This window comes from Brevibacterium sp. LS14 (assembly GCF_012027885.1).
GTDB lineage: Bacteria > Actinomycetota > Actinomycetes > Actinomycetales > Brevibacteriaceae > Brevibacterium > Brevibacterium casei.
In genome coordinates this window covers 127,483-140,061 of the sequence record NZ_SJXG01000049.1, presented here as the reverse complement: position 1 = coordinate 140,061, position 12,579 = coordinate 127,483, and the positions used below count along the sequence as shown (strand labels likewise).

Annotated in this window: 10 protein-coding genes; 8 read left to right on the top strand and 2 right to left on the bottom strand. The window is 68.4% G+C overall.

Annotation, left to right across the window (positions count from 1 at the left end; translation table 11 throughout):
* Positions 1–217 precede the first annotated feature (217 nt).
* Positions 218–862 carry a TetR/AcrR family transcriptional regulator gene (locus tag EZE58_RS10070; protein ID WP_009376230.1) on the top strand — a complete coding sequence of 215 codons (645 nt, stop codon included), beginning with the start codon at positions 218–220 and terminating at the stop codon, positions 860–862.
* Between the two features lie 2 nt (positions 863–864).
* Here EZE58_RS10070 and EZE58_RS10065 read toward each other — a convergent pair whose 3' ends face one another.
* Complete coding sequence (locus tag EZE58_RS10065; protein ID WP_009376229.1) at positions 865–1,263, bottom strand: polyketide cyclase / dehydrase and lipid transport; 399 nt, start codon at positions 1,261–1,263, stop codon at positions 865–867.
* Positions 1,264–1,302: 39 nt separating this feature from the next.
* On the opposite strand from EZE58_RS10065, the gene EZE58_RS10060 reads away from it, so the two are divergent.
* Both EZE58_RS10060 and EZE58_RS10055 read left to right on the top strand, forming a co-directional pair.
* On the top strand, positions 1,303–2,469 hold the full coding sequence (locus EZE58_RS10060; protein ID WP_131248025.1) for a pseudouridine synthase: 1,167 nt from the start codon (positions 1,303–1,305) through the stop codon (positions 2,467–2,469).
* Between the two features lie 46 nt (positions 2,470–2,515).
* Positions 2,516–3,178: a GntR family transcriptional regulator gene (locus EZE58_RS10055; RefSeq protein ID WP_009376224.1), complete on the top strand. Its 663-nt coding sequence runs from the start codon at positions 2,516–2,518 to the stop codon at positions 3,176–3,178.
* A gap of 78 nt (positions 3,179–3,256) precedes the next feature.
* Here EZE58_RS10055 and EZE58_RS10050 read toward each other — a convergent pair whose 3' ends face one another.
* Positions 3,257–3,658, bottom strand: coding sequence for a hypothetical protein (locus EZE58_RS10050; protein ID WP_009376222.1), 402 nt, complete (start codon positions 3,656–3,658; stop codon positions 3,257–3,259).
* A gap of 199 nt (positions 3,659–3,857) precedes the next feature.
* Here EZE58_RS10050 and guaB point away from each other — a divergent pair, with 199 nt between their 5' ends.
* From guaB to EZE58_RS10025, 5 genes are all read left to right on the top strand, one after another.
* Entirely contained in the window at positions 3,858–5,384 is a 1,527-nt protein-coding gene (gene guaB / locus EZE58_RS10045) for an IMP dehydrogenase (protein ID WP_009376220.1), read from the top strand.
* Positions 5,385–5,906: 522 nt separating this feature from the next.
* Positions 5,907–7,556: a SidA/IucD/PvdA family monooxygenase gene (locus EZE58_RS10040; protein WP_346773177.1), complete on the top strand. Its 1,650-nt coding sequence runs from the start codon at positions 5,907–5,909 to the stop codon at positions 7,554–7,556.
* Positions 7,553–10,147 carry a GNAT family N-acetyltransferase gene (locus tag EZE58_RS10035; protein WP_131248027.1) on the top strand — a complete coding sequence of 865 codons (2,595 nt, stop codon included), beginning with the start codon at positions 7,553–7,555 and terminating at the stop codon, positions 10,145–10,147. Before EZE58_RS10040 ends, EZE58_RS10035 begins: the two co-directional genes overlap by 4 nt.
* 126 nt (positions 10,148–10,273) lie before the next feature.
* Positions 10,274–11,341, top strand: coding sequence for a LacI family DNA-binding transcriptional regulator (locus EZE58_RS10030; protein ID WP_095376412.1), 1,068 nt, complete (start codon positions 10,274–10,276; stop codon positions 11,339–11,341).
* A gap of 118 nt (positions 11,342–11,459) precedes the next feature.
* Complete coding sequence (locus tag EZE58_RS10025) at positions 11,460–12,578, top strand: substrate-binding domain-containing protein (RefSeq protein WP_009376209.1); 1,119 nt, start codon at positions 11,460–11,462, stop codon at positions 12,576–12,578.
* The last annotated feature ends 1 nt before the right edge of the window (position 12,579 follow it).

Sequence of the window (12,579 nt, the reverse complement as noted above, 5' to 3'; positions counted from 1 at the left end):
AACGCCTGTTCCGGGCCATCGGTGTGTCCGGGATGTCCCTCGCCGAGGCGGCCGACCGACTCCGGCCCGGCCCCCTGACATCGTCGTCCGGCCCCGCCCCATGGACTCGTCCCCTGCCCCAGCTGTGAGTTCGCCGCCTGTCGTTGCCACCGCCTGTGATGAGTGCCATACTCGTGAACTGTTGAAACGTGAACGATCTCATCAGAGGCGAGGGCGAGTGGACTACCGACAGACCGCGATCTTCCGCGCCGGTGCCGCACAGCGACGCGCGCGCATCGAGCACGCCGCCCGCTTCGTCGTCGCCGAACGCGGCTTCGGCGCTGCGAGCATCGGTGCGATCGCCCGCGCCGCCGACTGCACCCCGCGGCACATCCACACCCTCTACGGCAACCGCGTCGCCCTCCTCCTCGCCGTCTTCGCGAGTGCGGCCGGCCGTGAACTCGAGGTCGTCTCCGACGCCGTCGGGTCCTGTTCGAGCCCGGCACAGATCGTCGACGCCGTCGTCGACGTCTTCGTCTCCCGCGCCGTCGCCGGCCGCGGACTCGCCCATGCCCTCCTCCTCGAGGACGTCCCCGATGCCGTGCAGCGCGAACGCCGAGCCCTGCGCCGCGGGTACGTCGCCGTCATCGCCGCCGGACTCCGGCGCACCCTGGGAGGCGACTATCCCGCCGAGATTTTCGCCCGCTCCCTCATCGGCGCGATCTCGGAGAACCTCGTCGATCTCCTCGACCCGGACCGGGCGCGACCGAACCCCGCCGAGGTGCAGTGGCACATCGCAACGATCGCGTCCTACTCACGGGCTGCTCTGACCGCCCTGCCCCGCGACAATGCCCCTCTCACCCGCGTCCCCGCAGGCAGCTGACGTCACCGCTGTTCGAGCACCGATCTCAATCGCTCGAGATCCGCGGCCACGGCCGCGGCATCGCGGTCGACGTCAGCGGCGCTCATGCCCGGGTGCTGGGCGACGGTGAAGACGACCTCGCAGCCGGATCCGCAGACGCGCACCCGCAGGCGATTGCGATTGACCGTGCCGTCGGGGAAGACGACATCGTGGTCGAGGACACCGGAGCCGACGTCGCCGACGAAGCGGACCTCGACCGGGCCCATGGGGGAGTCGGCGATCCACCGGCCGTCATCGTTGCGGATGCCGGTGCTCAGTCCGGCCGCCCACCGGGGAAGGTTCGCAGGTTCCCCGGCGAAGGCGGCCACCTCGGCGAGGGGCCGGGAGATCGTGCAGGCGACGTCGCGCGGGTGAGCTTCCATGAGCCCAGTAGACCACACGGTCCTCGTAGAATGAAGGGCATGCCGCGCAGTCCGTTACCGCCGAGAGAGGGGATCTCGGCGACCGTGCTCCGCGCTCCCGGCGGATCGGCCACGCATGCGAAGGCCCACCTCCCGGTGCCGGCGACGATCGGCCGCTGGCTGAGCGAGGAGTTCCCCTCCGCCGCGGAGTCCGACCGGCGCGCCCTCGTCGCCCAGACCCCCGCCGAGGCGGCAGAGATCGTCGATGCTGACGTGGCAGGCAAGGGGAGGCTCGGCGAGCCACTTTCCGCCCCCGAGGCACTCGGCCCGTTGCTGCCCGGGCAGATGTGCGACAGCCTCGGCACCCCAGTGCACTGGGATGATCCCGTCATCCCCGGCGGCTTCTACTTCTTCCACCGGCCGGTTCCCGCCGAGGAGCGCATCCCCTTCGAGGTGAGCATCGTCTGGGAGGATGACGATCTCCTCGTCGTCGACAAACCCCACTTCCTCGCAAGCACCCCGAACGGCCGGTTCGTCCGCGAAAGCGTCGTCACCCGACTGCGCGTCGACCGCGGCGAACCCGACCTCGTCGCCATCCACCGCCTCGACCGGATCACCGCCGGCCTCCTCATCCTCTCGCGGCGGCCGGAGACCCGCGGTCGCTACCAGCGCCTCTTCCAGGACCGGCAGGTGACCAAGACCTACCGGGCGCTCGCCTCGAGCCCACCGTACGACCTCGACTTCCCGCTCACCCGGCGCTCGCGCCTGCACAAGCCGCCCGGCGGTCGCCAGGTCCTCGAAGTCCCGGGGGAGGCCAATGCGATCAGTCGGATCGACCACCTCGGCGAGGTGGCGGGGCGTGTGGGAGTGAGCGAATACCGGCTCGAGCCGCTCACGGGCAAGACCCACCAGCTGCGGGTGCATATGAACGCGCTCGGGCTGCCGCTCCTCGGCGATCCCGTCTATCCGCGCGATCTCAGCCCCGATCCCTACGACTTCAGCACTGCCCTCCAACTGCTCGCTGCGACGATCGACTTCACGGACCCGCTCGATGGGCGACTACGGCGCTTCGCGACGGGGCTCGCCCTCGACGGCAGCGCTGACGACGACGGCGGTCGGGGAACCTCGCCGATGCCGGGGCCGGGGCCGACGCTCACCTCGTCGCCGGGGACGGCCGACGACCCGGGCAGTGCAGGCGCAGAGACACCGGGTGTGCCGCAGACGTAGTGGGGGCGTTCCGCGCGCGACGGGTGGACACGGTAGCCTGGAGGGTATGAGCCCGAACGCACCCGGATGCACGTCAGAGGCGATCGTCGCCTTGGTCCGGACCCGAATCACCACCGGCGAGTACCCTGCGGGGTCCCCGGTCCGCGACGGTGCCCTGGCCAAGGAATTCAACGTCTCCCGCAACACCGCGCGCGAATCGCTCAGCCTGCTGCGCCACGCCGGCCTGCTCACTCAGGAGCCCAACCGCGGGTTCTTCGTCCGCACCTTCGGCATCGACGAGCTCAAGGATCTCTACCGCGCCCGCCGGGTCTTCGAGATCCGCGCCGTCCAGGAGTCCCAGGACGCCACCGACGAGGCGATGGCGGCCGTCGAGGCCTCGGTCGTCCGCGCCGAGAACGCCCCGGAGAACGAAGGCTGGGCCGATGCGCAGGAGCACTCCGCGTCGTTCCACCGCGCGATCGTCGGACTCCTCGGCTCGCCCCTGCTCGATGAGTTCTACCTCAATCTCATGGCCCGCCTGTCGACGACGTTCTCCCGCTCGCCCGAACCGGGGAAGTACCACTCGCACTGGGCGAACCCGCACCGGGACATCCTCGAGAAGATTAAGTCCGGGGACCGCCAAGGCGCAGAAGGACTCCTGCGCATCCACCTCGACGACTCAGAGGCCTCGACCCTCGACCTCGCGCGTTCGGTCGGCGCGGGTCGCTGACACCGCTGGTCGGCCGCGCGGATGACTGACTGTGTCGATGTTCGTGCCGACGCGATCGACCGGCTGTTCCATGAAGGGTCAGAGGCCCTCGGGACTGTCGGGCGGGGTGAAGTACCGTTTCCTCAGCAGATACAGGACGAACCAGACGACGGTGGCTGCGACGATTGCGGTGTACACCAGGTCGACCACGTCGGCACCACGAGCGAAGAAACCGGGAAGCACGAACGCGAACACATAGGTGCACAACAGTGCCGCGCCCCGCGGAATGCTGCCGACGAAGCTCTTCACCTCGGGGCGGACACCTTTTGACCGGAAGAGCAACCAGACTCCCACTGCACCGAGTGCCGAGATGACCAATGCCGTCCAGACGGCACCCGCCACCGGTTGCTGTCGTAGGAGAGCTTTGACGATCTCAGCGAGGGAACCCCACGCGCAGAGCACAGTGGCGCCGAGCAGGACCGTGTAGAACTTCGACGTCATTCGAGTGCAGGTCTTTCGAGCGGGTGGCCTCCATGGTAATTCGCCCACGGCACTGACGACGGGGACAGGATTGCCGAGCGATCGACCGCCTCGGCGAGGTGTCCATTCTCACAGCCCGAGGTAGTTGAAACCGTAGAAGCCTCACAGTCCGCTCCGATACCATGGATCAACTGATCTTCCGCGTCGAAAGGCTGGACTCATGGGGAACTCCGAGCAGGAATCACAGGCCGCACACGATCCGTTCGCGCTTACCGGACTCACGTACGATGACGTGCTCCTCCTGCCCGGCGACACCGATGTCATTCCCTCCGAAGCCTCGACGACGACCCGCCTGACCAAGGACATCGAACTCAACATCCCGCTCGTCTCCGCGGCGATGGACACGGTCACCGAATCGCGGATGGCGATCGCCATGGCCCGCATCGGGGGACTGGGCATCATCCACCGCAACCTGTCCAAAGAGGACCAGGCCGACCAGGTCGACTACGTCAAGCGCTCCGAGTCGGGGATGATCAACGACCCGCTGACGATCACCCCGGAGAAGACCCTCGAGGAACTCGACGAGATCTGCGGCCGCTACCGGATCTCCGGCCTGCCCGTCGTCGATGAGAACGACGTCCTCGTCGGCATCGTCACCAACCGCGACCTCCGCTTCGTCACGCGCAGCGAATTCCCCACGCGCACCGTCGCGGAGACGATGACTCCGATGCCGCTCGTCACCGCCCCCGTCGGCGTCTCTCCGGAGAAGGCGTTCGAACTGCTCGCCGACAACAAGGTCGAGAAGCTGCCGCTCGTCGATGAGAACAACGTCATCAAGGGCCTCATCACCGTCAAGGACTTCGTCAAGACCGAGGAGTACCCGTTGGCGACGAAGGACTCCGAAGGCCGCCTGCGAGTCGGCGCGGCCGTCGGCTTCTACGGCGACGCCTACGAGCGCGCAGGTCTCCTCGCCGAGGCGGGCGTCGACGTCCTCGTCGTCGACACCGCCAACGGCCACGCCCGCGGGGTCACCGACATGATCAAGACGATCAAGGCCGACCCGGCGTTCTCCCACGTCCAGATCATCGGCGGCAACGTCGCGACGAAGGAGGGCGCTCAGGCGCTCATCGACGCAGGCGTCGACGCCGTCAAGGTCGGTGTGGGCCCCGGCTCGATCTGCACCACTCGCGTCGTCGCCGGCGTCGGCGTCCCGCAGGTCACCGCGATCCACCTCGCCGCGCAGGCCGCCCGTGCCGCCGGCGTCCCGGTCATCGGCGACGGCGGCCTCCAGTACTCCGGCGACATCGGCAAGGCGCTCGTCGCCGGTGCCGACACCGTCATGCTCGGCTCGCTGCTCGCCGGCTGCAACGAGTCGCCCGGAGAGCTCATCTTCGTCAACGGCAAGCAGTACAAGGCCTACCGCGGCATGGGTTCGCTCGGCGCGATGGCACCGCGGAAGGGCAAGTCGTACTCGAAGGACCGCTACTTCCAGGCCGACATCGCCACCGACACCGACCTCATCCCCGAGGGCATCGAAGGCCGCGTCGCCTACCGCGGGCACCTCAAGCAGGTCGCCCACCAGCTCACGGGCGGTCTGCGCCAGACGATGTTCTACGTCGGCGCGCGCACGATCGACGAGCTCAAGGCCAAGGGCAGGTTCGTCCGCCTCACCACGGCCGGGCTCAAGGAGAGCCACCCGCACGACATCCAGATGACCGTCGAGGCCCCGAACTACGTCTCGAAGTGAGGCACACTGAGCGCGCTGCGCTCAGCGCGCTTCGCTGAGCACGCCTCGCGGAACACCGGATCGGCCGCGGCACCCCGCACACGCAGGGCGCCGCGGCCGTTCTGATTCACTTTTCGCCCGATCCATCGGGTCGCGAACCGACCGATCGGGCGAAAAGTGAATCAAGCGGGCGCGAGGCGGCGACGCGGCGGACCGGGAGTGGCTCCGACCGGCCGCAGACGTGCCCACGAGTGCGGGTGTGACGGGAATCACAGATCGGATCTCAGGGCAGGAGACCTTGCGCAGGCGGTCCCTGCGATCCGCGCGCCTGCGGGGATCTCCCGCACGGGCATTCCGGCAAGGTCACTTCTGTAGTCGCCGCGCGCGGGTGGTTGCTCAGCACATTTCCGTCGACTTAGGGTAGGTTTCCCTAATGCAATCGGGTTGACCCGGTCCGCATACGAAGGAGGCTGCCGAACGCCCATGACTGCCCAGCATTCTCACACGCACGCACCGCCGTCCATCTCTCGATCGAACCCCCAGGTGAGCGACCCGGGTCGACAGCAGATCAGCGCCGCTGACACCCGTGTCCACGACATCGTCGGCATCGGCATCGGGCCCTTCGGCCTCGGGCTTGCCGCCCTGTCCGACCCGCTGCCCGACGTCGACGCGGTCTTCCTCGACCGGCGACCGGAGTTCCGATGGCATCCGGGCATGATGATCGAAGGTGCCACGGTCCAGGTCCCGTTCCTTGCCGACCTCGTCACCATGGCCGATCCGACCTCACCCTTCTCGTTCCTCCAATTCCTCAAGGACCGCGGCCGGCTCTACCCGTTCTACATCCGCGAATCCTTCTATCCCCTGCGCGCCGAATTCGACGAGTACTGCCGGTGGGTCGCCGCGCAGCTCGGGAGTCTGCGCTGGAACCGGGCCGTCACCTCGGTGACCGATGTCGATGGGATCTATGAGATCACCGCCGAGGTGACCGACACTTGCGGGCGGTTCGTCGACATCGAGAGCTACCGCGCTCGCCACGTCGTCCTCGGCGTCGGCACCCAGCCGGTCCTGCCCGACGCCCTCGCCGAACTGCTGACAGGCGAGCGGACCGAGACCGGCAGCAGCACCGCCGGGACTCGTCGCGGTGACGAGGGACCTGCTCGCAGGGGCGGACCGGTCATCCACACCGCGGACTACCTCGATCACCGCGAGGAGCTGCTTGAGAGCGGATCCGTGACGATCATCGGCAGCGGACAGTCGGCGGCCGAGATCTACCGCGACCTCATCGAAGACGCCGAGGCGCGCGGTGTCCGCCTCGACTGGGTGACCCGCTCGCCGCGGTTCTTCCCGATGGAGTACACGAAGCTCACCCTCGAGATGACCTCCCCGGAGTACACCGACCACTTCCGCGCCCTGCCCGATGACCTGCGCGGACGCATCGGCCGTGAACAGCGCACCCTCTACAAGGGCATCAGCGGCGACCTCATCGACGACATCCACGACACGCTCTACCGGCTCAGCCGCGGCGGCCGATCGCTGCTGACGAACCTCGTCACCGACGCCGAACTCATCGCCGCGCACACCGATGGGCGAGGCGCCGCCGCCCACCCTGATGGGCCAGGGGCGTCCGCGCACCCGCACGAGCACGGAGCTGACACCCGCAGCGCCCCGGGGGAGTACCTCCTCGAGTTCCGCCACACCGTCCTCGATGAGCGCTTCACCCGCCGGACCGGGGCGATCGTCGCGGCGACCGGCTACCGAGCGAGCGTTCCCGACTTCCTCACCCCGATCCGAGAGGAGATCCGCCTCGACGATCAGGGGCGGTTCGCCGCCGACCGCGACTACACGCTCAACGAGGCAGGAACGCTCCACGTCCTCGGCGTCGAGGAGCACACCCACGGCGTCACCGCGCCTGACCTCGGCTTCGGCCCGTGGCGTGCCTCGGTCGTGCTCGCGCAGGTGACCGGCCGGGAGCCCTACCCGATCGAACGTCGGATCGCTTTCCAGACCTTCGGAGTCCCCAGCGCCGAGGCGCCTGCGGAGTGCCCTGCGGCCGCTGTGGCCCAGCCCGGGCACCCTGATGAGCCCGAAGTCCCAGCCCATCCCGGCGACACGGCCCACCCCAACGACACGCATCCCGACGACACCCATCTCGGCGACGCAGCCGCACCATCCAAGGAGATGACCCACGCATGAGTACCGACACGACAACGGCCGACACACCGACGGTCGACCCCACGACCGAGACCAGGGGCACGAGCACCTCGGCGCCGGAGATCATCATCCTTCCCCTGCGCCCCGACCGGCACTCCGCGGACGTTCATACGTGGCTGAGCCATCCGCGTTCGCACTTCTGGCAGATGACCGACCTCGACGAACCGGCAGTGCGGAACTACCTTGCCGCAATCCGCGCCTCGGTCGATGAGAACGGATGGATCGGGCTCGTCGACGGGGCACCGACCTTCTACGTCGAGACCTACCTGCCGGCGGTCCTCATTCCCACCGAGGTGGTCCCCGAGACCCCGGGCGACATCGGCATGCACCTGCTCGTCGCGCCACCGGACGGGCGCGTCGTCCACGGGCTGACCGATCGGATCATGGCGCACGTCATCGACTTCTGCCTCCGCCCGCGGGTGGAGGGCGGACGCGGTGCCACCCGTGTCATCGTCGAACCCGATGTTCGCAATGCGGCGATCCATGTGAAGAACGCGGCGGCCGGGTTCGAGGTCATCGGCGAGGCCGAGATCCCGATGGGCAATGAGACGAAGACAGCGCTCGTCAGCGCGTGCACAAGGGCGGACTTCGCGGCGAGCAGACTCGCTGAGCTCATCGACTCGCCTGTGCGTGCGGCAGCGGGAAGCGCGGGCGACGGGATCTCCGCGGGCGCGGCCTCGGGGGCGGCGCGGGCCGGGACCCACCTCGGCGGGGAGGGCAGCGCTCACCTCGACGGGGAGGACTATGCCCACCTCAGCCCGGAGGTGTTCGCCGAGGTCAACAGGCACCTCGTGGCCAAAGCGCTCGCCGAGTTCGCCCACGAACGCCTCATCGCCCCGGTCCGCGTCGGGGAGAGCAGTGAGGAGAGCGGTCCGGACGGTGGTCCAGAGAGGACTGCGGCGTCCTGGGTGCTCACGATCCCCACCGGAACCGGCACTGACACTGGAACTGGCACGATCCACTACACCTTCGACGCCTCGCTGCTGCCCCTCGAGCATTGGGTCATCGACGAGACGACGATCGTGCGCCGTCGGGACGGGCAGGCCATTGGTCTCGACGCGCAGGAGTTCGTCCTCGAACTCCAGGACGTCCTCGGGGTGCCGGAGAACCTCATGTCAACGTATCTCGAGGAGATCGCGTCGACCCTGGCAGGCGGGGCCTTCAAACTCACCGAGGCGCGTGAGGGCAGGAGACCCACTGCCGCGGGCCTCGCCGACGCGGACTTCCAGACGATCGAAGCGGCGATGACCGAGGGTCACCCCGGTTTCGTCGCGAACAACGGCCGCATCGGCTTCGGGCTGCGCGACTACCGGCGCTGGGCCCCGGAGATCGGGCGGCGCAACCGGCTCGAATGGGTCGCCGTGAGCCGGGAGCATGCGCACTTGGCGCTCGGTGACGGACTCGACGAGAGCGGGCACCTGGCCTGGGCGCTCAGCGCCGATGAACGCGAACTCTTCAGCGCTCGCCTCACCGCAACCGGGCGTCGCCTCGACGAGGTCCACCTCATGCCGATCCACCCGTGGCAGGCCGAGCACCGGCTGGCGATCACGTTCGCCTCCGACATCGCGCGGGGCGATCTCATCCCTCTCGGTCCCGGCCTCGACGAACACCAGGCCCAGCAGTCCCTGCGGACGTTCTTCAACCACACCCGTGCCGGAGCGCCGTACGCCAAGGTCGCCCTCGCCGTGCAGAACATGGGATTCCTCCGCGGGCTCTCACCTGCCTATATGCGGGACACCCCGGCGATCAACGACTGGGTGGCCCGCCTCGTCGACGGTGATCCGACCTTCGCCGACTCCGGGTTCGGGGTGCTGCGGGAGCGCAGCGCGATCGGCTACACCGGTGACGCCTACCACCGCACTCGGGAGACGAATCCGCACCGGAAGATGCTCGCCGGGCTGTGGCGGGAGAACCCGCTGCCGCTGCTCGGCGAGGGGGAGCGGACGATGACGATGGCTGCGCTGCTCCACCGAGACCACCTCGGCGCCCCTGTCGTCGGGGAACTCATCCGTCGGTCGGGACTGGATGCCGAGGACTGGATCCGGGCCTATCTCGAGACCTATCTCCAGCCGCTCGTCCACGGACTGCTCGCCCACGATCTCGTGTTCATGCCGCACGGGGAGAACCTCATCCTCGTGCTCGAGGACGACATCGTCACCGGGGCGTTGATGAAGGACATCGGCGAGGAGGTCGCCTACCTCGGAGAGGGCCGACTGCCGACCGAGGTCGAGCGGATCCGGGCGATCGTGCCGGGGGAGGAGAAGGCGCTGTCGATCTTCACCGACGTCTTCGATGGGGTGCTGCGCCACCTCGCGGGGATCCTCGACGTCGACGGCATCCTCGCCGCCGGTCGGTTCTGGTCGCTTGTCGCCGAGGTGCTCGACCGTTACGAGTCCACGCATCCGGTAACCGCCCGTGGGCTCGCGGGTGACATCGACCTGCGCGCCGGACGCTTCAAGCACTCGTGCCTCAACCGTCTGCAGCTGCGCAACACGACGCAGATGGTCGACCTCGGCAACCAGGCCGATTCGCTCATCTATGCGGGAACGATGCGCAACCCCGTGGGACGGTGAGTGGCGGGCCGCCGGTTGCCCGCTGCTGGGTGGAATTCCCGGCCTCCGGCTATCATCGATCCCACGGTCGTCTGCTCCGAGGCGGCTGCCGGGGCCGATGCTCCGGACTGTCCTGAAGGCGCACACATGGTCAAGCAGCACGACCGGCCGACGCTGGCCACGGTCGCCGAGCGCGCCGGAGTGAGCATCAAGACGGCCTCCCGCGTGCTCAACGGGGAGAAGCACGTCGCCAGCACCACCGCCGCCAAGGTCGAGACGGCTGCGGAGGAGCTCGGATTTCGGCTCAACTCGGCCGCGCGCCGGCTGCGGGAGGGCAGTCGCTCGCCCTACATCGGAGTCGTGCTCTCCGACATGGGCGACCCCCTCCAAGTGCGCATCCTCGCCCGCCTCGAACACGACCTCGCCGACCGCGGGCTGCGTCCCGTCGTCACCGTGACCGGGGGAGACCCGGACATCGAGCGCAGCTTCGTCGACGACTGCCTCGGCGGGGACATGTCGGGGATCTGCGTCGTGTGCTCGCAGCCGGAGTCCGCGGACCTCTACGCCCGAGTCCCAGGGCAGGCCGCCTCGGCGAAACCAGGAGAAGTCGGGGTCGTCTCCCTCGATCCCGCCGTCGCCGGACCCGGAATCACCACGATCGCCGCCGACGACGTCGCCGCAGGCCGCCGAGCCGCCGAACAGCTCGTCCGTCACGGCCACATCAGCATCGGCGTCATCGGCGACCGATCCCTGATCGAATCGCAGGCGCGGAGGTTCGCAGGCATCCGCGAGGTCCTCGCCGGTCGCGGGGACATCGGCTGGCGGGCCTACCTCGAGACGGGTGCCCACGACCAGTCGAGCGCGAAGAACGTCGTCGCCGCCCTGCTCGGGTCCCGGGCCGCCCCGACCGCGCTCATCACGCTTTCTGCGACGGTGACGATGGGGGCGATCGACGCGAGCCGGCGACTCGACCAATGGCCCGCGGTCGTCGGCATCGACGACTTCCCCGGAGCAGACCTCCTCGACGTCACCGTCGTCGACCCGGATGTCGACGCGATGTCCGCCGAGGCAGTGCGGGTCCTCACGGGGGACCACCGTCGCAGCTCCGGAACAGGGTCGATACCCCTCCTCACCTCGGCGAACGGCCTCACCCCGGTCCGCCTCATCCGTCGCGGCAGCGGTGAGGAGTCACCGCGCCAGGTCGCAGCACGCTGAGCAGGCGGCTGTCGGATCCTCGGAGGGAATTCCGCGCGGACAGTTGACAAACCTCATCGGTGAGCGAAATATGACTACCATCCTGACAACGTTGTCAGAATGAGGAAAGGTTTCGAGAATGCGCAGTTCCCACACCCGCGAATCAGCATCGCCGAGGCGCGCCCACCGCCGGCTCACCGTCCTCGGTGCCGCCGTCGCGATCTCCGCGCTCGCCCTCAGCGGCTGCGGCAACCAGAAGGGCCAGGGCAACGACGAGGCCGGATCCGGTACCGGCTCCGACGGTGACGTCACCATCGCCCTCCTCCTGCCCGAGTCGAAGACCACCCGCTACGAGTCGCTCGACAAGCCGAATTTCGAGAAGTACGTCGCCGAAGCGAACCCGGATGCGACGGTCGAATACCGCAACGCCAACCAGGACGCCTCCCAACAGCAGCAGCAGTTCGAGGCTGCGGTGACCGAAGGAGTCGACGTCATCGTACTCGACCCGGTCGACGCCTCGGCGGTCGCGTCGTCCCTGGCGAAGGCCGAAGCGAAGCAGATCCCCGTCGTCTCCTACGACCGCTTCTTCGACGGAGCCGACTACTACACCTCGTTCGACAACAAGAAGATCGGCAACCTTCAGGGTCAGGCCCTCCTCGACGGGCTCAAGGCCAAGGGCGTCGACCCGAAGTCCGGGCCGGTGTGGATGGTCAACGGCGACCCGAAGGACCCCAACGCCGCCGACTTCAAGGCCGGTGCCGAGGAGACCCTCAAGGCCGCCGGCGTCGACATCGCCGCCAGTCACGACACCCTCGACTGGAACCCCGATGACGCCCGGCAGTGGGTCGAAGGCCAGCTGCAAGGCGGAGGAGAGAAGCCGATCGCGATCTACGCGGCCAACGACGGCACGGCCGGTGGGGTGCTCGCCGCAACGACGAAGGCGAAGCAGGAACCCGTCGTCACCGGCCAGGACGCCGAAGTCGACGGCCTGCAGAACATCCTCAAGGGCGAGCAGTACGCGACGATCTACAAGTCCATCCCGCCGCAGGCCGAGTACGCGGCGAAGGCCGCGGTCGCGCTCGCAAACGGCGAGGAGCCGAAGGCCGCGACGACGTACAAGGACACGCCGACCGACTTCGTCGAAGCCAAGGTCGTCACGAAGGACACGATCAAGGACATCGTCGGCGACCAGATCAAGGCCTCGGACATCTGCTCGGGCATCGATGAGAAGCTCTGCGCCGATGCCGGAATCGAGTAGG

Bases quoted from the DNA above. Each gene is read 5' to 3' on its own strand.
- guaB (WP_009376220.1), top strand. From the start codon at position 3,858: ATGGGGAACTCCGAGCAGGAATCACAGGCCGCACACGATCCGTTCGCG.
- EZE58_RS10065 (WP_009376229.1), bottom strand. From the start codon at position 1,263: ATGGAAGCTCACCCGCGCGACGTCGCCTGCACGATCTCCCGGCCCCTC.
- EZE58_RS10050 (WP_009376222.1), bottom strand. From the start codon at position 3,658: ATGACGTCGAAGTTCTACACGGTCCTGCTCGGCGCCACTGTGCTCTGC.
- EZE58_RS10060 (WP_131248025.1), top strand. From the start codon at position 1,303: ATGCCGCGCAGTCCGTTACCGCCGAGAGAGGGGATCTCGGCGACCGTG.
- EZE58_RS10025 (WP_009376209.1), top strand. From the start codon at position 11,460: ATGCGCAGTTCCCACACCCGCGAATCAGCATCGCCGAGGCGCGCCCAC.
- EZE58_RS10030 (WP_095376412.1), top strand. From the start codon at position 10,274: ATGGTCAAGCAGCACGACCGGCCGACGCTGGCCACGGTCGCCGAGCGC.
- EZE58_RS10055 (WP_009376224.1), top strand. From the start codon at position 2,516: ATGAGCCCGAACGCACCCGGATGCACGTCAGAGGCGATCGTCGCCTTG.
- EZE58_RS10035 (WP_131248027.1), top strand. From the start codon at position 7,553: ATGAGTACCGACACGACAACGGCCGACACACCGACGGTCGACCCCACG.